Here is a 19,333-nt window from a genome sequence, read left to right on the forward strand (position 1 = left end):
GTCACCTGACATGCCCGCGCGCAACCGATAAAGTCTGCACGATGTCGATATGGTCACGCATTTCCGAAGCGCTTTCCGCGCTCACTGCCGGTGAAGGGCTGTCACAGCTGTTCGATCGCCTCCGCTCGCCGCCGGAAAGGTCTGTGGCCTTTGCCATCGCGGTGGTCGCACTGGGGGCGAAAATGGCCAAGGCGGACGGGCAGGTGACACGCGATGAGGTTACCGCCTTTCGCGAGGTTTTTCATATCGCGGCAAAAGATGAGGCCGGGGCGGCCAAGGTTTTCAATCTGGCCCGGCAGGATGTCGCGGGATACGAGGAATATGCCCAGCGAATCAAATCGATGTTTTCCAACCAGCCAGACACCCTGCGCGACCTGTTGGAAGGGCTGTTTCACATCGCGATGGCGGATGGCTTCTATCATCCCAACGAAGACGCGTTTCTGGAGCGTGTGACGGAAATCTTCGATCTGCCCCAGGCGGAATTCAACCGGCTGCGCATGCGCTTCGCACCCGAGGCGCGGCAGGATCCATACACGGTGCTCGGGGTTGCACCGGATACCCCCTATGATGAGATCCGCAAGGTCTGGCGCAGGCTGGTGCGCGAAAACCACCCTGATGCGATGATGGCCCGTGGGGTCCCGGAAGAAGCGATGCAGCTGGCGCAGAAGCGCATGTCGGACATCAATCGCGCATGGGACGAAATTGAACGTGCGCACGCCTGATGCGGCTGGCGACGTATAACATAGAATGGTTCACCAGCCTGTTCGATCACGAAAGCCGACTGTTGTCGGATGGGGAGTGGTCATCGCGCTACAAGATCACACGGCGTGAACAGGCCGACGCACTGGGCTTGGTGTTTCACGCCCTCGATGCTGATGCCGTGATGGTTGTCGAAGCGCCTGACGCCAGTGGCAAGCGAAACACCGTCGCCGCGCTGGAGGATTTTGCCGCGCACTTCGGTTTGCGCACCCGCGCGGCGACAATGGGGTTCATGAATGACACCCAGCAGGAAATCGCCCTGCTCTATGATCCGGACGTGATGACCGCGACTCATGCGCCGCGGGCGGGGACGACCCAGGTGCCGCGATTTGACGGCGTTTACGAGATTGATCTCGATATCGACGCAACCGAGGACCGGGTCACCTTTTCCAAGCCGCCGCTGGAGCTGGACGTAGTCACAGCGGCCGGGTTCGCCTGCCACATCATAGGGGCACATCTGAAATCAAAGGCGCCTCACGGTGCCCGCAACCCGTCCCATGCCATGAAGCTTGCGATTGCCAACAGGCGCAAGCAGCTGGCCCAATCGATATGGCTGCGGGCGCGGATCGATCAGCACCTTGCCGAAGGAACGCCGCTGATCGTGATGGGAGACCTCAACGATGGCCCCGGATTGGACGAATTCGAGGGATTATTTGGTCGCTCCTCTGTGGAAATCGTGATGAACGGGGCAGCGGGCGATCTCTTTGATCCCCATGCGCGGCAGGCGCTGACCCGTCGCCTTGGGCCGGCACCGACCTCTGCACGGTTCTGGATCAGACCGGAAAAACGCTACCTCCAGGCCATGCTGGATTACATCATGGTCACCCCGGACCTGAAGGATCGCGGTGCGTCATGGCGGATCTGGCACCCGACAGATGACCCGGACTGTTGGGGAAATGCGGCGTTGCGGGACGCCTTGCTGACCGCCTCGGATCACTTCCCCGTCACCGTTGACCTGGACATCTGATCTCGAAGAATCGCGCGGGCTCACCTATATTGGGTCCATGAAACGCATATCCGCCGGTCTGATCACCTGTCTGTTCTGTGCCGCACCTGTTGCCGCGCAGGACAAAGACGCGCCGTCCATGATGGAGCGCGGCGCGCAACAGTTTCTGGAAGGCCTGTTGCTGGAGATGGAACCGGCGTTGGAGGGTATGCGCGGGTTCATTGACGAAATGGGCCCCGCATTGACTGACCTGATGGGAAAAATCGACGACTGGTCGGTGTATGAAGCGCCGGAAATTCTGCCGAACGGTGACATCATCATTCGCCGCAAGCCGGATAAAGAGACAGAGCAGGTGCCCGAGGTTCAGCCTCAGATAGACCTCTGATCCCCGGCCTCAGCGCACTTTTTTGATGGTGACTTCAGCCTCTAGAGAGGACGCCAGCGACATTAGCCGGGCCTCCGCCACCTCGCCGAAAAGCGGTACCATGTCCGGGGTAAGGCGCAGGTGCAGTTCCCGTTTTTTCGGAAACCAGCGCAACGTTCCGCGTTCCGCGTCCTGCGTCATCCACAGCATGGCGCCAAAGCGCATGGCCTTGCCCAGGATCTCGGCTTCCAGCTTAGTTTTGTCGTCAATCAGGTCGTACAGCTCTTCGAAACGGGTGCCGTTGCGTTTGTTCGAATAGCGGTGCAGCAGGGCAAGCCCCAGAAATACCCTTTCTGAATGCTTGAGCCCGCCGAGGTTGGCGCGTGTCGCATTGTCGAAACAGGTTTCCGCGCGGTAATCGGGATGCGCCCGCCAGCTGACATCATGCAAAAGGCACGCCGCCTTGATCAGGCGCCGCCGCGCGATGGGCACGGATTTGAAGATCGGGTAGATGAAGGCGTAAAGCGATTTGCCAAACCCGGGCATGCGGGCGTCTTTCGCCTCTGCAAAGCGGCAGGATTCGATCAGGGGGTCGCGATCACGCAGGCGCTGCGGCATCTGTTCGTAAAGCATGCCTTCGCGGATGCCGTAACTGGAAATGGCGATGTCTTTGGGTTTGAAGGTTTTGACCAGACGGCTCAGCACTTCGGTGGCCAGGGGCACAAGGCTCATCCGCGCCGACGAGATGCCACAGGCGCTGCGCAATTCGTCAATATCCGAATACTGGATGTATTTGACCGTCGCGCTGACGGAGCGGGCCGTCATGCGATACTCATGCAGCACATGCAGCGGGTAGCCGCGGCGATACATGTCAATCCGGGCGATGGCGCGCCAGGACCCACCCACCAGGAACAGCCGGTCGCGCTGGGGGCCCATGACTTCCTGCAGATCGGCCATTGTCTGCTTGATATGCCCCTGCCGGCCTTTTTTGCCGCCCTTGATCTCTCGCAACTTCAGCGGACCCAGCGAGGACGTGACCCGCCGCCCCACGCGCCCGCCCGATATCTCTGCCAGTTCCATGGATGACCCGCCGATGTCACAGACAAGCCCGTATGAACCGGGCCACCCCAACAGCACACCCTGCGCGGACAGCCGCGCCTCTTCCTCGCCGTCAATGACCCAGATGCGCAGGCCGGTTTCCCGTTTCACCTCGGCGCAAAAGTCCGGGCCATCGCTGGCGTCGCGTACGGCAGCGGTTGCGACAACGGTCAACTCGGGCAGGCCCATTCCACGCGCAAGATGCTGAAACCGGCGCAGGGCACTTAACGCCCTGACACGGCCCTCGGGGTTGAGCACGCCGCTGTCGGACAGCCCTGCTCCGAGCGCGCACATGATCTTTTCGTTGTAGAAATAGGCAGGAGACCGCGCGGCGCCGTCAAAAACCACGAGGCGAACGGAGTTCGATCCGACGTCCACGACCCCGACCCGGGAGAGGGCACGTGCGCTTGGGTCTTCGAAAAGGGGCCTGCCGAAGAAGCCCACATCCGGGTGGGCGACCTCCGCTTGGTTGAGGGCGGTGCGTTCGCTCAATTGGCTCATGCAGACATCCGGACTATTGCCGCGACACCCTGTGAAATATTTACGTATGGGTCAATCCATGCGTGGGAAGAAATCCGCGGTTGCACGGGTGCCCTCAGTCTTCTGTGTGGGTGAGTTTCGGCACATCGGAAGCACCGGCGGAACCGCGCCCGGACAGCGACGGATTTTCCATGAAAAAACGATGACAATTAAAGGCGAAGGTGCCTTCCGGCAACGGCGGTCGCTCGAAGCCGCCGTCAGGACCCATGACCCAGCTTTGCGCCACGTCAGCGAGGTTGGCCGCCATGATCTGGCTGACAATCTGGGCTTTGACAGTGGCGTTTTCAATTTCCACCAGGGTTTCCACGCGCCGGTTGAGGTTGCGCCCCATCCAGTCGGCGGAAGAGATGAAGACCCGCGCCTTCTTGTGCGGGAGCCCGAACCCGTTGCCGAAGCAGACGATGCGCGAGTGCTCCAGAAAGCGGCCGACAATGGATTTTACGCGGATGTTGTCGCTGAGGCCCTTGACCCCTGGGCGCAATCCGCAGATGCCTCGGATTACAAGGCTGATCTTGACGCCCGACTGGCTGGCGGCATAGAGCGCGTCGATGACTTCGCTGTCGATCAGCGAATTCATTTTCGCCCAGATTGCCGCCGGTTTTCCGGCGCGGGCGTGGTCCGCCTCCGCAGCGATCAGTTCCAGCAACCGCGGCTTCAGCGTCGTGGGAGAAATCGCCAGATTATCGAGGCTTTCGGGCTGGGCGTAGCCGGACAGGTAGTTAAAGACCTTGGTCGCATCGCGCCCCAACCGCTGATCACAGGTAAACAGCGACAGGTCCGTGTAAATGCGCGCGGTGATCGGGTGGTAGTTGCCGGTGCCGTAATGGGTGTAGGTCACCAGCTGGTTGCCCTCGCGGCGCACCACGGTTGAGATCTTGGCGTGTGTTTTCAGGTCCAGAAACCCGTAGACGACGTGTGCGCCCGCGCGCTCCAACCTGCGTGACTGACGAATGTTGGCCGCCTCGTCAAAACGCGCTTTCAATTCCACGAGGGCGGTCACGGACTTCCCGTCTTCGGCGGCTTCACACAGCGCCTCGACAATCGAACTGTCGCGCGACGTCCGGTAAAGGGTCTGCTTGATCGCCACCACCTGGGGGTCCCGCGCGGCCTGCTGCAGGAAACGGACGACCATGTCGAAGGTCTCATAGGGATGATGCAACAGCATGTCCTTGGAGCGGATCGCGGCAAGCATGTCCCCGTCGTGGTCGGTCACACGTTCGGGGATTCGCGGTGTGAACATCGGCCACAGAAGGTCGGGGCGGCTGTCGAGCACCAGTTCCTTGAGATCGGCGGACCCGATCATCCCGTCGATTTCGATGACCTCCTCCTGGTCGACATCCAGCTCTTCCATGATCACGGCTTTGAGTTTCTCGGGTGCCCCTGATGAATGGGTCAGACGGACGACTTCTCCGCGCCTGCGCCGTTTCAGCGCAACCTCGAATTCGCGCACGAGGTCTTCGGCTTCCTCCTCGACTTCAAGATCACTGTCGCGCAGCACCCGGAACTCGAAATGCGCCGTCAGCTTGTAACCCGGAAACAGCCCCGAGATATTCAGCACCAGCAGCTCTTCCAGCGGCAGAAAGCGCGATTGCCCGTCTTCAGCAGGCAGGGCGATAAAGCGGTCGATCTGCGCGGGAATGGGCAGCAGCGCCTGCAGGGGCCGTTTGTCGGCCCTGCGTTCCAGCTGCAGCGCAAGCGCATACCCGGTGTTCGGAATGAACGGGAAGGGATGCGCGGGGTCGATCGCTAGCGGTGAGAGAACCGCGAAAACCTGCGTCAGGAAGACGTCTTCGAGATATGCTTTATCCTTCTCCGTCAGATCTCCCCGCCGCAGGACGGAGATGTTTTCGGCCTCCATCTCTTTAAAGAGGGTCACCAGCACGCGTTGCTGGGTTTCCATCAGGCGGCGTGCGTTTTCGTCGATCAAAGCAAGCTGTTCGGCGGGGGTCAGCCCATCCGCCGCCGGGGTCGTGTTGCCAGCCTGAGCCAATTCCCTCAGGCCCGCCACGCGGACCGTGTAGAACTCGTCAAGGTTGGTCGCCGAGATCGACAGGAACCGCAGGCGTTCCAACAGCGGCACCCGGGGGTTTTCCGCTTCTTCCACCACGCGCCAGTTGAAACTCAGCCAGCTGAGCTCTCGGTTGAAGAAACGCGCGGACCCCTCCGTGTCGAGGTCGGGCATTTCTGTGGCGGGCGGAAACTCGGACGTCAGGAAATCGGCTTGGGTCATGCTGGCCTTGTGGCGTTGATGTGTAAACTATATGTGACAATTATCGCGTGTCAGCGGTGTCTTTGTCCAGCAAGCCAGAGGCAAGTATCCGTGATACAGGGCGTTTTTGCGCCAGCGAAGCCGCATCCAGCCGGGCTACCATGTCGCGTGCCGCGGCAAAGGAGCGGTCGATCCGGGCGACCAGATAAGGTATGAGGTCCGCTTTTGGCGTAAGCTGCCGGTCCGCGAAGAGCTTGGCCAGAACAGCCGCGAGAAGCGTGTCATCCGGCGTCTCCAGAGCCGCACTTCGGGCCGCGGCGATCCGACTGGCCAGATCGGGCAGGGTGATGCCCCAGCCGCGCACAGGCCCCCGACCGGTCATCAGCAGAGCATGGGCTTCGGCAAGGACGAGGTTGTGCAGGTGGAAAAGCGCCGTTTCCCTGGCTGTATCGCCCGCAATTTCCGGCACATCCTCCACCACGACAGGGCGGGCGGCAAGCGCCGGCACATTGGCTTCGGTCAGGTCGGTCGCCGCAACGATTGCCGCGCCCGACCTCGCGGCCCAGACATGTGCGAGGTGGGTTTTGCCGGCTCCCTCGGGCCCGGTCAGCACAAGCTTGTCCACCTCAGGGGCCTCGATCATCGCGACCGCGACGGCGTTGGAGGGGGCGACCAGAAAATCAGCGCGGCCCAGTGCCGGGACACTTGGCAGATCGAAACTCAACTGCTCAGACATTTCAGCCCTCGTCGTGTCCGGAAAATCCGCGGTACAGCAGCGACTGTTTGTACTGGGCGACGCCAAAACGGGCGATCACACCAATGGCGGCGGCGAGGGGGACGGCCACGAGCATGCCGACAAAGCCAAACAGCGCGCCAAAGACCGACAGGGCAAAGATCAGCCAGACCGGGTGCAAGCCAACCGAACTGCCAACCAGCTTGGGTGTGAGTATATTGCCCTCCACCACCTGCCCAATGACAAACACGCCCGCGACCAGACCGATGGACACCCAATCGCCCCAGAACTGAAAGAGCGCTAGGCCGATGGCCAAAAGACCGCCGATCAACGCGCCAAGATAGGGGATGAAGGTGACGAGCCCGGCCACGAAGCCCACCACGAGGCCGAATTGCAGGCCCACGAGCATCAGCGCGATGGCGTAATAGCTGCCGAGGATAAGGCAGACGGTGCCCATGCCCCGGATGAACGATGCCAGTGTCGCGTCGATTTCCTGCGCCAGTTCACGGATCGTGTCCGCGTGGTCGCGGGGCAGCAGCTCGTCGATGCGGGCCACCATGCGGTCCCAGTCCAGCAGAAGATAGACAGAAACCACCGGCACGACGACCAGCAAAACCACGACGTTGAGCAGCGAGGCGACGGAGCTTAACGCGGTTTCAAGCACTTCGGCACCGCGGCTTTTCACGGTTTCACCCACGGAGTTGATCGATTGGCGCAGTGTCGAGCCTTCGTCAAGTAACGAGGGAAAGCGTTCTGTCAGGAAGCTCGTCACACTCTTGGCGTAGTCCGGCGCCACGTTGAAAAGCTGCAGCGCCTGGTTGGCCAGCGTCGGGATCACCAGCAGGGCCATCAGGACGAACACCAGTATGCCCGCAATGGTGATGATCCCGGTCGCCGCGATCCGGCTCAGGCCCATGCGTTCGAAGCGATCGGCAACAGGGTCCAGAAAATACGCGATCGCGCCGCCCAGAACGAAGGGTAGCAGCACATGCCCCAGAAACCACAAGACAATCAGGAAAATCGCGGTGGCAATACTCCAGTAGGTCAGTTGCTTGTGAACGGGCAGGGCCATCAAATTCTCCGGAACGTCGTGTCAAAGTGACATCGCGCATGCGCGCCGGTCTTTCAAGTGAATTGAGGGATTCCATGCACAGATCGCGCCCGTTTGGGGGGGCGGAAGGTCAACAGACTGCAAAAAAAAGGCCCCGCTGATTGCGAGGCCTCGTGGTGGTCTTTGGGGCGCCTTAGTGGCAGTCGGGGCGCGTGCCGGGCAGCAGCACCTTGTCGACGACATGGATCACGCCATTGTCGGCTTCGATGTTGGCGATGACCACGTTGGCGGTCTCTCCGGTGCCGTCAGCGATTGAGACGCCATTCGCGCCCTTGCTGATGCACAGACGTTCGGAGGCCAGCACGGGCTTGAAGTAGGTGGAGCCGTTGGGGATCATTTCCGCCGTCAGCTTGCGGTCATCCACGTGATAAAGCAGTACATCGGTCAACTGGCCCTTGTTTTCCGGCTTCAGCAGTGTCTCGACAGTACCTTCCGGCAGGGCAGCGAATGCATCGTTCACAGGGGCATAGACGGTGAAGGGGCCGGGGCCCTGCAGGGTTTCAACCAGACCCGCAGCAGACACAGCCGCCACGAGAGTGGAAAAGCGTTCGTCACCGGACGCGATTTCAACGATGTCTGCGGCCTGTGCGGCGCTGCCGAAGGTAAGTGCCGTAGCTGTGATCGCGGCAATCTTGCGAAAAGTTGTCATGTTTCATACCTTTGTTGTGTGCATCCATGCCTTTTGACATGTGCAGAAGGTACGGAGGGACGCGGGCGATGGATCACATCGCTCGCGTTTCCGTGAACGCATGTCAGTTTTCTGAAACTCTGACCAAGCGACCTGCGGTGATGTCCATGGCAGCGGGAGCGGCGCCCAGGGCCGGCGCACAATGCCTGATTGCGGGCCGCAGCCGTTTGCCATAATCAGACAGCACGTGGATTTTTGACCAAAGGACCCTCCCATGCGCCTGAGCCGCTTCTTCCTGCCCGTATTGCGCGAAACCCCTGCGGAGGCGCAGATCGTCAGCCATCGCCTGATGTTGCGCGCGGGCATGATCAAGCAGAACGCTGCGGGGATCTATTCGTGGTTGCCACTGGGTTTCAAAGTGCTGCGGAAGATCGAAAACATCGTGCACGAAGAGCAGGCGCGCGCCGGCCATATCGCCATGCTGATGCCGACAGTCCAATCGGCCGATCTCTGGCGCGAAAGCGGGCGCTATGACGCCTATGGGGACGAGTTGCTGCGCATTCGCGACCGGCATGACCGCGACATGCTTTATGGCCCGACCAATGAGGAGATGATCACTGATATCTTTCGCAGTCACGTGGGCAGCTACAAGGACCTGCCGCTCACGCTCTACCACATTCAGTGGAAGTTCCGCGACGAGATGCGCCCCCGTTTCGGGGTGATGCGGGGGCGGGAGTTCTTCATGAAGGACGGGTACAATTTCGACCTCAGCAAGGAGGACGCGCTGCACGCCTACAACCGCCATCTGGTCACCTACCTGCGCACCTATGAGCGCATGGGCCTGCAGGCGATCCCGATGCGGGCCGATTCAGGGCCGATTGGCGGCGATGACACGCATGAGTTCCTTGTGCTGGCCGAGACGGGCGAGTCGGAGGTGTTCTACGACAGCGCCGTCACCGATCTGACTTTCGGCGATCGCGAGATTGATTACGACAGCGTCGCGCAATGCGCCGGTGTACTGGAGGAATTCACCTCCAAATACGCCCGTACGGATGAGACACATGATCAGACGGTCTTTGAACAGCAGGTGCCGCAAGAGCGCCGCCGCACGGCGCGGGGCATCGAGGTTGGACAGATATTCTACTTTGGCACCAAGTATTCCGACGCGATGGGTGCGACCGTTCAAGGGCCGGACGGCAAGCCGACGCCGGTGCACATGGGCAGCCACGGCATCGGCGTGAGCCGTCTGGTCGGGGCGATCATCGAGGCGAGCCACGACGACAAGGGCATTATCTGGCCTGAGGGCGTAACGCCGTTCCACTGCGGAATCGTCAACCTCAAGCAAGGGGACGCCGAGGCGGATGCGGCATGCGAAAGCCTTTATGCCGGACTGACCGCGCTGGGGCTTGACCCGCTCTATGATGATCGTGACGAACGGGCGGGCGGCAAGTTTGCCACGATGGATCTGATCGGATTGCCCTGGCGGATCACGGTGGGTCCGCGCGGGCTGAAAAACGGGGTGGTCGAACTGACCAGCCGACGCACGGGCGAGAGCGAGGAAGTGCCGCCTGAAGAGGCCGTCAAAAAGATCGCCGACATCTATCGCGGGCACCATGCAAGCGAACATGTGCCGATGATGGGCAACAGGTCGTTCCACACCTATATCTGACGCTTTGCGGCGCAGGTCCGCTCTGATACACTGCTTTCCATGCTGCCGGGGGGCGAGCAGGAGCAGGATATGATCCTTCGCACAGTGGCGCTGACAGCAGGGTTGGCAGGGGCTTTCGCAGCCGCGCAATTCCCTGCCTATTCTCAACAGTATCTGCAACGGCTTGGCGGCGCGGTGGACGCGCTGGAGCAGGTTGTCGTTGATTTCGACACCTCTGCCGCCGCTGAAGGGCTGAGCCGACAGCAAGCTTTGACCCAAATGCGCGGCACGGCCTTTGTTGAGCGGCGTCGCAGCGACATGACACGCACGCTCAATCGCTACGAGACGTTGCGGGCGGATTTCGAGGCCTTGCAGGGCCAGGGACCTTTCATGCGGGCGTATCATCTGCGGCGTCTCTCGGATGCTGAGATCGCGCGCGGTGCCTGGCAGGCCTTCCAGCCGGCCTTTCCGCTGACCATGGCAACAATGCTCTTCGCGATCGCCGGGTTCGTCGCCACGTCGTTCTTGTCCGGTCTTATCCTTGCGGTGCTGCGCTGGCCCGCGCGCCGCAAGCCAAAGCTTGCTTGACGCTTTCGTGTCGAAGCCTCAGGTTGCAGCCGAGTTTACGCGGGACGATTTATGGCCACCTCAACTGCCCCTTTTGCCTATTTCGAGTGGATGATCGCCTGGCGATACCTGCGCGCGCGTCGCGCGGAGGGCGGCGTGAGCGTCATGACGTGGATCAGCCTGATCGGCATCACGCTGGCGGTCTTTGCCCTGATCGCGACCCTTGCGGTGCGGTCGGGATTTCGCGCGGAGTTCGTCGACACGATTCTGGGGGCCAATGCCCATGTCACGGTCTACTCACTGGGCGAGGTGACGCCGCAGGGGCGCGTCGACCGGACGATTGCAGATTATCAGGAAATGGCTGCGCGGCTGGCCGAGGTACCCGGCGTGACCCGGGCAGCGCCGCTCGTGCGCGGTCAGGTGATGGCCTCGTTCGAGGGCAACAATGCGGGCGCCGAGGTCTACGGGATTGCACCACCGGATCTGATGACATTGCCGCGCATTGCGAACCCGGAAGCCTCCATCGGCGATGTGTCCCGGTTCGGTGACGGGGTCGCATTGGGATCGGGCATTGCGCGGGAACTTGGTGTCGGCGTGGGGGACAAGGTCAAGCTGATCTCGCCCAATGGGGTCAAAACGGCCTTTGGAACCTCGCCGCGGGTGAACGCCTATGAGGTCACCTACATCTTTACCGCCGGGCGCTACGACATTGACCGCACGCGCGTGTACCTTCCGATTTCTGACGCGCAAACTTTCTTTAATCGAGAAGGGTTGGCAGATGAAATTGAAGTGATGGTTGAACGCGCGGAAGAGGTTGAGAAACTGGCACCCGCCCTCTTTCAGGCCGCTGGCGACCGCGGGCAAATATGGACATGGCGGGACGCCTCCGGCAGCTTCCTGCGCGCGTTGGAGGTCGAAGACAACGTAATGTTCATCATCCTGTCCATCCTCGTTTTGATCGCGGCGATGAACATTGTGTCCGGCCTGATCATGCTGGTGAAAAACAAGGGCGGCGACATCGGCATCCTACGGACCATGGGGCTGACACAGGGATCGATCATGCGGGTCTTTTTCATCTGCGGCGCGTTCACCGGTATTCTCGGGACCATCTGCGGCGTAATCCTCGGATCGCTTTTTGCGCTGTACATCGACCCGATCTTCTCCTTCGTGAACGTGATGATGGGCGGCGGGGTGTGGGACCCGTCGATCCGGGGCATCTACGCGCTGCCGGCCGAACTGCATCTTGATGATGTTCTTTCCGCCATCGCGCTGTCGCTGGGGTTGTCTTTCGCGGTCACTATTTTTCCGGCGCGGCGCGCGGCACGCATGAATCCGGTCGAGGCGCTGCGATATGAGTGATGGGGTCCTGACGCTGAGCGGGATCGAAAAATCCTACAACCTCGGCCTGCCGGGCGAAGTGCGTGTTCTGCGGGGAATTGACCTGTCCATCGCGCGCGGCGAGGTCGTGGCGCTCGTGGCCCCTTCGGGGGCCGGTAAATCAACCCTGCTGCATATCGCGGGGTTGCTGGACACCGCAGATCGTGGACGGGTGGCAATCGAGGGCGAAGACCTGACAGAGTTGTCGGACAATCGCCGTACAGCCGCGCGCCGGGCTGACGTGGGCTTTGTCTATCAGTTTCACCATCTGCTTCCGGAGTTTTCCGCATTGGAAAACATCGTGCTGCCACAACTCGCCAACGGCGTGTCGCAGACGGCAGCGCGGGCCCGGGCCCAGGAGCTGCTGGGCAGCGTCGGCATCGCCGGGCGGGCGGATCACCGCCCGGCCGCCCTGTCCGGGGGGGAACAACAGCGCGTTGCCTTCTGCCGGGCGCTGGCGAATACGCCGAAGCTGCTGCTCGCGGATGAACCGACCGGCAATCTGGACCCTGCGACATCCGATCAGGTCTTCGCAGCCCTGATGACATTGGTCCGGGCTACCGGGCTTTCCGCCCTCATCGCCACGCATAACCTCGAACTTGCGGCGCGCATGGACCGGCAGATTCGTCTGGAGGCCGGGCGGCTTGCACCAGGCTGATGTCACAATGCTTGACGCGTTATTGATCTTTCGAGCAACTTGGGCGGAGCTTGCTTTGAGAAAGAAATTTTATGACCCATCATTCTCTGGATGAGATCGAAACGCTGACCAAGAAAGCCTTGCTGGCCTATGGCGCATCGCCCTTTGCGGCGTCGGAGGTTGCGCGCGCCGTTCGTGTGGCAGAGGGGTTTGGAAACAAGATATGCGGGCTCTACTACGTTGAGAGCTATTGCCTGCAATTGGAAACAGGGCGCGTTAAGGGCACCGCGGTGCCCACGGTCAGCACCCCCCGGCCCGCGGCGGTCTATGTCGATGCCGGGTTCGGATTTGCTCAGCCAGCCTTTTCTCATGGCCTGATACCGGCGCTTGACGCGGCCCGCCAGTACGGGACCGCGACGCTTGCCGTGGGGCACGCGCACACCTGCACCTCGCTGGGGTACTTCACCGAACAAATCGCCGCCGCGGGATGTATCGGGATTGGTTTCACGAATGCCTCGCCAATTGTCGCCGCTCCGGGTGGAAAGCAACGGGTTATCGGCACCAACCCTATCGCCTTTTCGGTGCCCGATGGCCAGGGCGGACTGGCCATGCAGTTCGACCAGTCGACAACGGCGGTTGCCCTGGGAAAGATCACCATGGCCAAGGCGCTGGGGCAGGAAATCCCGTTGGGCTGGGCGCTTGATGTACATGGCGAGCCCACGACGGACCCCGACGCGGCCCTTCAGGGGTCTCTCGTGTCGATGGGGGGGCACAAGGGATGGGGTTTTGGGCTGATGGCGGAAATCCTGGCGGCGGGCATGACCGGCTCGGTCCTGTCGCGGAACGTCAGGCCGCTGAAGGCCCCCTCCGGCCCGCCGCATGATCTGGGACAGTTCTATATTATTATCGACCCCAGTGCCGCGCCTGAATTCGACTCGCGCGTAGCGGCCCTGGCGCAGGCGGCCAGCGTGGATGAGGGTGCCCGCATGCCCGGCCAGTTCCGGCACGTTCAGGAACAGGTCGAAGTTGTCGATGCAGTCTGGGCGCGCCTGATCGAGCTTGCGGAGGGGCCGTCCTAAGCTCTTTGCGTCACAAAGACACCAGCAGCCATCAGGGCGATGCCAAATGCACGGGTGCCACCCATTGGTGTGATCCGTGCGCCGAACAGCCCGAAGTGATCAATGAGCGCCGTACTGATCAGTTGCCCCATAAGCACGAAGAATACGGCATTGCCGACGCCGAAATGCGGCGCGATATATGTGACCGTCAGGACATAGAAAGCGATCAGGACACCTGCCAGAAACAGGTGACGCGGGGCTTGCACCACCTTCGTCAGCGCCTGCGGTCCGGTGAGCAGCATAACGATGACACATGCCAGGAAGGCTATTGAAAACAAGACAGTGGCGGCAACCGCCGGGGAGCCGATGCGCACTCCCAGGGCTGCGTTCAGCGCGGCAAGCAAGGGGATGCCAATTCCCGCCAGCAACATGATCACTGCGTAATGGGCCATTCATACATCTCCTTTATGCTCCGCATCGCGTGGTGCGACCATGGCGTCGCAAGCCGCATTGGGCAAGATGGATTGCGCATCAATTTTCGCGTGATCGTCAAATCACGAAGGTCAGGCAGGATGGTCCGGTTTTTGACGATAGCAATGGTGGTCACGGCCAGCGTCGGGGCATGTGACCGCGCCTTTGGCGACCGGTCGGCCAAAGGTGCCGTACTGTTCTCGGAAAACTGTGCGGTCTGCCACGGGGCGGATGCGCGTGGCGGCGGCGGTGCCGGTGTGGCCGGGCTGAGCAAGACACCGCCGGATCTGACCGTGCTGGCGGCAGACAACGGTGGTGAATTTCCCTTGGGCGAGACACTGGCGACGCTTGAAGGCTATGCTGATGGCGGATTACGGGGTCGCCAGATGGTGCCCTTCAACGATCTGGCAAGTGACGATAAAAGGCGGGTGCGTCTGGAAAGGGGAAGGGCACGGGTTGCGAGACCTTTGGCAGACCTGATGCAGTATCTCAGGGATGTGCAGAGGCCCTGATCACCTGCAGATCCCGTCAATCTCGACACCGTCCCACGGCAGGGCGACATCATAGGCGCGTGATTGCGGCAGCGGGGCGACGGGCATTGCCTGGGACATCAACGCATGCAGCCGTTTTGTGCGGGGGGCGCCCGGGTCCAGCGCACGGCAGCACACGAACTCCTCCACGATGGCCCCCTGCTGTTCGTAGCCGAAGTCATCGAATTTCGGCTCGGCATTCAGATCAAAGAGATAAGGGTCACGAGCGCCGTCGTGTTCGAATGCTGCGCGCAGCGGTGTGTACCCTGTCTCCCTGCGGTTTTGCCATTGCCATACATGCAACAGCTCATGCGCGTAAAGCATTGCCGCGACTAAGTTAATCTGATCAGGGTAATCCGGCAGGTAGTCGTCGAGATACCAGTCGCGGTCAAACAGGATGTGGTTATAGACCGCAACGGCGGCGGGTTTGGAGGTGATGATCTCATCGGTGATCGGCGGCAGGATACGCTCGCGGCAGGTGGTACGCGGTCGCGGCGGACGGCGGAATGTGACAGCGCGCGTCGGTGCCCCCTCGACAATGCGCACCCGGTCGAGGTCCAGCGTGCGCCCGTGAATTGTTTGCGCAAATGCGGCCTCCCGTTCTGTCAGGCGACGCCCGCAGGCCGACAGGATAATGGACGAGACAACAAGACACATAACCACTGCACGCATGACGCGAGTGGGCCTGAAACCGCGCGGCGGATCAAGAGGGAATGCGACCGCGACCGATCATTTTTCAGCGAGCCGCGCCGCCGGATGTCGCGCTGTTATACGGTGGCCGGACGGGTGCGACGTCGCCCGGCAGACATTGAGGCGGCTTACCAGCGGTGGCCGGGATTGTCGCGATGCTTGCCGGAATGGCCCTGTTTGAGGCGACAGGGCGCGCTGTCCAGTTTGTGCCTGACGCCGCATCTGGGGTCACCGCAGCCGGTCAGCACCACGGCGGCGGCAATCACGATGATCCATCCGATCAGGCCACCGCCCGCTTCGATGAATGCCTCTTCGCTCAACCCAAGATCGCAGGCCAGATCACGAAAACCGTCCGGATCGTCCAGATTATCCAGCAACTGCGCCAGCTTCTCCGGGTTGTCGGACGCAATAGAGCCGAGACGTTTCAGATCGGCCTTGAGACTGGACACGGAGAGGCTGGAGGTGTCGAAACAGTCGAACTCAACCAGTATCCTGGGGAACCTCGTGCGCGTGAACCGTTCCAGCCGCGCCGATTCAAAACCGGGCAGGGGGCAGCTCGCGGCAAACCTCTCTTCGATGAACTTCTCGCCGATCGATTCAACGATGGTGTCGGCATTTTCAACTAATGTGTAGCGGTCATCGTCCATATCGCATGGGCGCAGGCCGTCGTCTTTTTGATCAAGTGTCCGGGTCTTCGACATAGGTGTTTCCTCCTTCACAGGGTAATGCTGCTCGGGGTCGTTGGCCTGTATGTCGGGCAGATGACCGGTGAAAACGTTTGAACAATCTACTGCCGCCATTCACGGGCTTGGAAATGATTTTTGGTCAAATGCTGCGGTCGAGTGTACGCGTGAGGCGGGAGCAAATCAAATTGCGCCCCTGCCCGGCCGGGGCTGCGACGGCTCTGGCGGCGGAATTCAGGCTTGTGACGGCCCGGGTCAAATGATGATGATCCATGCATTACGACCGCTACGAGAAGCGGTTGTTGCGTGCTGTGCGCCTTCCCTTGGGGACGGTTTCAGATTCAAACGGGCGCAACGCCGGACGTGGTGCAAGAAAGACTCTTCGAGACGGCTGGACAGGGCAGCGCCTGACCTCGGGCCGGAGGGCGTCTTGCAATCCTTCCAGTGGAAGGATTGAGCCCGGAGGGATGCGGGAGCATCAGGGGGCACGCAGTGCGCCCTCCCTGGGGGGAGGTCGGGCGCGGCCCCGGGCAATTACAGTTATCTGCTAGCCGCTTTCCAACAGCGTAGGTTCGGACTTAATAATTCGGAGGGCTACGGGTTGAATGGAGTATGCAAATCGGTCCCCGCCACCGGGTATGCCCAGCGAAGATGAGCGGGTTATTAGATTTTTCCCCTCGAGCATGTTCGCAGTACCATCTGAATAAGACAAAATTATTGTAGATTGATCGTCTTCCAAAAATCTCTTTAAAACTGTTTTTTCGTCGCCAGATAGTTCCAAAATAAATTGCCGCGCGTTGCGTCGATAGACCCAATTTTTGTATCTGTTTTTGAAATACTTCTGCGCAACATCAAAAACTTCAACGGTCAAAAATGAAAGTGAAAAAAATAGTGTCAACGCAGTTTCAGTGCGGAAAGCTTCTACTAAGCTGTCGAGGCTGAGCAATTTTAGAATGTTTTGCGGGGTAGCCAATAACAAGCAAGAGAAAAAGAACAGTCCGAGTGCCAGCCGCCAAGCCAACGGTCGCAGCTGCGACAAGCTTGTCAGCAAACCCTCAAACATCCAACTCCTCCACAAACTTCGCGTTTTCCTGAATGTACTGGAACCGCAGTTCGGGCTTTTTGCCCATCAACCTTTCGACCAAGTCTCCGGTTTCACCCGGCATGTCTTCGTCAATCGACACCCTGATCAATTTGCGGGTTTTCGGGTCCATGGTGGTTTCTTTCAGATCCTTGGCGTCCATTTCACCCAGGCCCTTGAAGCGGCTCACGTCGATCTTGCCCTTGCCGCCCAGACCTCTCTCCAGCCAGTCGTTTTTTTCCGCCTCGTCTAGACAATAAACGCGCCGCGCCCCTTGCGTGAGGCGGAAGAGCGGCGGACAGGCGAGATACAGATGCCCCGCGTCGATCAGCGGGCGCATCTGGGTGAAGAAGAAGGTCATCAGCAGGGCGGCGATATGGGCGCCATCCACATCGGCATCAGTCATGATGATGATCTTGTCATAGCGCAGGTCGTCGAGGTTGAACTTGGTGCCCATACCGCAGCCCAAGGCCTCGCAGAGGTCGTTGATCTCGGCGTTGGAGCCCAGTTTGGACGAGGCCGCGCCCAGCACGTTGAGGATCTTGCCCTTGAGCGGCAGCAGGGCCTGCGTGTTGCGGTTGCGCGCGCCCTTGCCGGAACCGCCCGCAGAATCGCCCTCGACGATGAACAATTCCGTGCCGCTGCGGTCCTTGGAGGTGCAGTCGGTCAGCTTGCCCGGCAGGCGGAGTTTCTTCGTCGCGGATTTCCGCGCGGTTTCCTTTTCCTGACGGCGGCGCAGACGTTCCTCGGCCCGCAGCACGAGGAAATCCAGGATAGCGCCAGCGGATTTGGTATCCGCCGCCAGCCAGTTGTCGAAGTGATCGCGCACAGCGCCTTCGGTCATCTTCTGGGCGGCCTCGGTGGAAAGACGGTCCTTGGTCTGACCGACGAAAGCAGGCTCGCGGATGAAACAGGAGACCAGCGCGCAGCCGCCCGAGATCAGATCGTCGCGGGTGATCTGCGCGGCCTTCTTAGTGTTGCTGAGCTCACCGTAAGCCTTGATGCCCTTGAGGATCGCGGCCCAGAAACCGGCAACATGGGTCCCGCCTTCGGGCGTGGGCACGGTGTTGCAGTAGGACTGGATAAAGCCATCTCGTGAGGGGGTCCAGTTGATCGCCCATTCGACCTTGCCGGGTTCGCCGAACTTTTCGCGGAAGTCGACGGTGCCGGAAAACGGGTGATCCGCGTAGGTGGTGGCCGTGCCCAGCGTTTCGCGCAGGTAATCGGAGAGGCCGCCGGGAAAGTGGAAGGTGGCCTCCTGCGGGGTTTCACCGTCCGAGATCGCGGATTTCCAGCGGATTTCGACGCCGGAGAAAAGATATGCCTTGGAGCGGATGGATTTGAACAGCCGCGCGGGCTTGAAGCGGTGATGGCCGAAGATTTCCGCATCCGCGTGGAAGGTCACGGTCGTGCCGCGACGATTGGGGGCTGCGCCGACCTTTTCAACCGGTCCCAGCGGGATGCCGCGCGAGAAGCGCTGCTCGTGGATTTCCTTGTTGCGGGCCACCTGCACAACCATGCTGTCGCTGAGCGCATTGACCACGGAGGCACCGACGCCGTGCAACCCGCCCGATGTCTCGTAGGCCTTGCCGGAAAACTTGCCGCCCGCGTGGAGGGTGCAGAGGATCACTTCGAGCGCGGATTTATCGGGGAACTTGGGGTGCGGGTCAATGGGGATGCCGCGGCCATTGTCGCGGATGGTGACGGCGTAATCCTCGTGCAGTTCCACCTCGATGCGGTTGGCGTGGCCCGCGACGGCCTCGTCCATGGAGTTGTCGAGTACCTCGGCCACAAGGTGATGCAGCGCGCGTTCGTCGGTGCCGCCGATGTACATGCCGGGGCGCTTGCGCACAGGCTCCAGCCCTTCAAGGACTTCGATGGAGGCGGCATCGTATGCGGGCGCGCCCGTGTTGGACAGCAGATCGTTGGGCATGGGGCTCGAACCTCATTATTATGATTGAGCGCGATTATGGCAGAGCAGGCAGAGCGGGGGAAGGGAGGGAGATCACCTTGGCCCCAAAAAGACCACGCACCTCCTGTCATCGCAGATGCCATCCAAGCCGGGGGAAAGCGCAGCGGCGGTGATACCCATCATACGCAGCTCTCTCATCGCCTTCGCAGGGTGGGGGATAGCCAGGTCGAACGCGGCGATCATCGTGCTGTGGTGCTTGCACGCATGATTTTGCAGGACCCCTTCAATATC

General features: G+C 60.9%; 19 protein-coding genes. 9 read left to right on the top strand and 10 right to left on the bottom strand.

The window, feature by feature from the left end:
* Nucleotides 1–41: 41 nt before the first annotated feature.
* The 3 genes from KX928_RS07195 to KX928_RS07205 are packed head-to-tail and all read left to right on the top strand — an operon-like array spanning nucleotide 42 to nucleotide 2,090.
* Complete coding sequence (locus tag KX928_RS07195) at nucleotides 42–722, top strand: molecular chaperone DjiA (protein ID WP_219500530.1); 681 nt, start codon at nucleotides 42–44, stop codon at nucleotides 720–722.
* Entirely contained in the window at nucleotides 722–1,726 is a 1,005-nt protein-coding gene (locus KX928_RS07200) for an endonuclease/exonuclease/phosphatase family protein (RefSeq protein WP_219500532.1), read from the top strand. Before KX928_RS07195 ends, KX928_RS07200 begins: the two co-directional genes overlap by 1 nt.
* A 37-nt stretch (nucleotides 1,727–1,763) precedes the next feature.
* A complete protein-coding gene (locus KX928_RS07205) occupies nucleotides 1,764–2,090 on the top strand; it encodes a hypothetical protein (protein WP_219500534.1) in 327 nt (108 codons plus the stop codon).
* Nucleotides 2,091–2,099: 9 nt separating this feature from the next.
* Here KX928_RS07205 and KX928_RS07210 read toward each other — a convergent pair whose 3' ends face one another.
* The 5 genes from KX928_RS07210 to KX928_RS07230 all read right to left on the bottom strand — a co-directional run bounded on the left by KX928_RS07210 (nucleotide 2,100) and on the right by KX928_RS07230 (nucleotide 8,409).
* Complete coding sequence (locus KX928_RS07210) at nucleotides 2,100–3,668, bottom strand: Ppx/GppA family phosphatase (RefSeq protein WP_219500536.1); 1,569 nt, start codon at nucleotides 3,666–3,668, stop codon at nucleotides 2,100–2,102.
* 94 nt (nucleotides 3,669–3,762) lie between these two features.
* Nucleotides 3,763–5,937, bottom strand: a complete 2,175-nt coding sequence (locus tag KX928_RS07215) for an RNA degradosome polyphosphate kinase (RefSeq protein WP_219500537.1) — start codon at nucleotides 5,935–5,937, stop codon at nucleotides 3,763–3,765.
* A gap of 40 nt (nucleotides 5,938–5,977) precedes the next feature.
* Nucleotides 5,978–6,652, bottom strand: a complete 675-nt coding sequence (locus tag KX928_RS07220; RefSeq protein WP_219500540.1) for a P-loop NTPase family protein — start codon at nucleotides 6,650–6,652, stop codon at nucleotides 5,978–5,980.
* Nucleotide 6,653: 1 nt separating this feature from the next.
* The gene (locus KX928_RS07225; RefSeq protein WP_219500542.1) at nucleotides 6,654–7,721 is read right to left on the bottom strand and encodes an AI-2E family transporter; all 1,068 of its coding nucleotides are present in this window, start codon (nucleotides 7,719–7,721) and stop codon (nucleotides 6,654–6,656) included.
* Between the two features lie 172 nt (nucleotides 7,722–7,893).
* A complete protein-coding gene (locus KX928_RS07230; RefSeq protein WP_219500544.1) occupies nucleotides 7,894–8,409 on the bottom strand; it encodes a fasciclin domain-containing protein in 516 nt (171 codons plus the stop codon).
* A 253-nt stretch (nucleotides 8,410–8,662) separates the two neighbouring features.
* On the opposite strand from KX928_RS07230, the gene proS reads away from it, so the two are divergent.
* The 5 genes from proS (at nucleotide 8,663) to KX928_RS07255 (ending at nucleotide 13,696) form a co-directional block, all read left to right on the top strand.
* Nucleotides 8,663–10,057 (top strand): proline--tRNA ligase, encoded by a 1,395-nt coding sequence (gene proS / locus KX928_RS07235; RefSeq protein ID WP_219500546.1) that lies wholly within the window; start codon nucleotides 8,663–8,665, stop codon nucleotides 10,055–10,057.
* Nucleotides 10,058–10,126: 69 nt separating this feature from the next.
* Nucleotides 10,127–10,624, top strand: coding sequence for a DUF2937 family protein (locus KX928_RS07240; RefSeq protein WP_219500548.1), 498 nt, complete (start codon nucleotides 10,127–10,129; stop codon nucleotides 10,622–10,624).
* Between the two features lie 51 nt (nucleotides 10,625–10,675).
* Nucleotides 10,676–11,962, top strand: a complete 1,287-nt coding sequence (locus KX928_RS07245; protein WP_219500550.1) for a lipoprotein-releasing ABC transporter permease subunit — start codon at nucleotides 10,676–10,678, stop codon at nucleotides 11,960–11,962.
* The gene (locus KX928_RS07250; protein ID WP_219500552.1) at nucleotides 11,955–12,638 is read left to right on the top strand and encodes an ABC transporter ATP-binding protein; all 684 of its coding nucleotides are present in this window, start codon (nucleotides 11,955–11,957) and stop codon (nucleotides 12,636–12,638) included. The genes KX928_RS07245 and KX928_RS07250 overlap by 8 nt, the downstream gene beginning before the upstream one ends.
* Nucleotides 12,639–12,709: 71 nt before the next feature.
* Nucleotides 12,710–13,696, top strand: a complete 987-nt coding sequence (locus tag KX928_RS07255) for an Ldh family oxidoreductase (protein ID WP_219500554.1) — start codon at nucleotides 12,710–12,712, stop codon at nucleotides 13,694–13,696.
* Here KX928_RS07255 and KX928_RS07260 read toward each other — a convergent pair.
* A complete protein-coding gene (locus KX928_RS07260) occupies nucleotides 13,693–14,127 on the bottom strand; it encodes a DMT family transporter (protein ID WP_219500556.1) in 435 nt (144 codons plus the stop codon). The genes KX928_RS07255 and KX928_RS07260 overlap by 4 nt on opposite strands.
* Nucleotides 14,128–14,247: 120 nt before the next feature.
* On the opposite strand from KX928_RS07260, the gene KX928_RS07265 reads away from it, so the two are divergent.
* Complete coding sequence (locus tag KX928_RS07265) at nucleotides 14,248–14,658, top strand: c-type cytochrome (RefSeq protein WP_219500557.1); 411 nt, start codon at nucleotides 14,248–14,250, stop codon at nucleotides 14,656–14,658.
* Here KX928_RS07265 and KX928_RS07270 read toward each other — a convergent pair whose 3' ends face one another.
* The 4 genes from KX928_RS07270 to parE form a co-directional block, all read right to left on the bottom strand.
* Nucleotides 14,659–15,348: a hypothetical protein gene (locus KX928_RS07270; RefSeq protein WP_219500559.1), complete on the bottom strand. Its 690-nt coding sequence runs from the start codon at nucleotides 15,346–15,348 to the stop codon at nucleotides 14,659–14,661.
* A gap of 146 nt (nucleotides 15,349–15,494) precedes the next feature.
* A complete protein-coding gene (locus tag KX928_RS07275) occupies nucleotides 15,495–16,067 on the bottom strand; it encodes a hypothetical protein (protein ID WP_219500561.1) in 573 nt (190 codons plus the stop codon).
* A 529-nt stretch (nucleotides 16,068–16,596) separates the two neighbouring features.
* Complete coding sequence (locus KX928_RS07280) at nucleotides 16,597–17,112, bottom strand: super-infection exclusion protein B (RefSeq protein ID WP_219500562.1); 516 nt, start codon at nucleotides 17,110–17,112, stop codon at nucleotides 16,597–16,599.
* Nucleotides 17,105–19,063 (bottom strand): DNA topoisomerase IV subunit B, encoded by a 1,959-nt coding sequence (gene parE / locus KX928_RS07285; RefSeq protein WP_219500564.1) that lies wholly within the window; start codon nucleotides 19,061–19,063, stop codon nucleotides 17,105–17,107. The genes KX928_RS07280 and parE overlap by 8 nt, the downstream gene beginning before the upstream one ends.
* Between the last annotated feature and the right edge of the window lie 270 nt (nucleotides 19,064–19,333).

It is taken from the genome of Roseobacter insulae, from assembly GCF_019375555.1.
Classification (GTDB): domain Bacteria; phylum Pseudomonadota; class Alphaproteobacteria; order Rhodobacterales; family Rhodobacteraceae; genus Roseobacter; species Roseobacter insulae.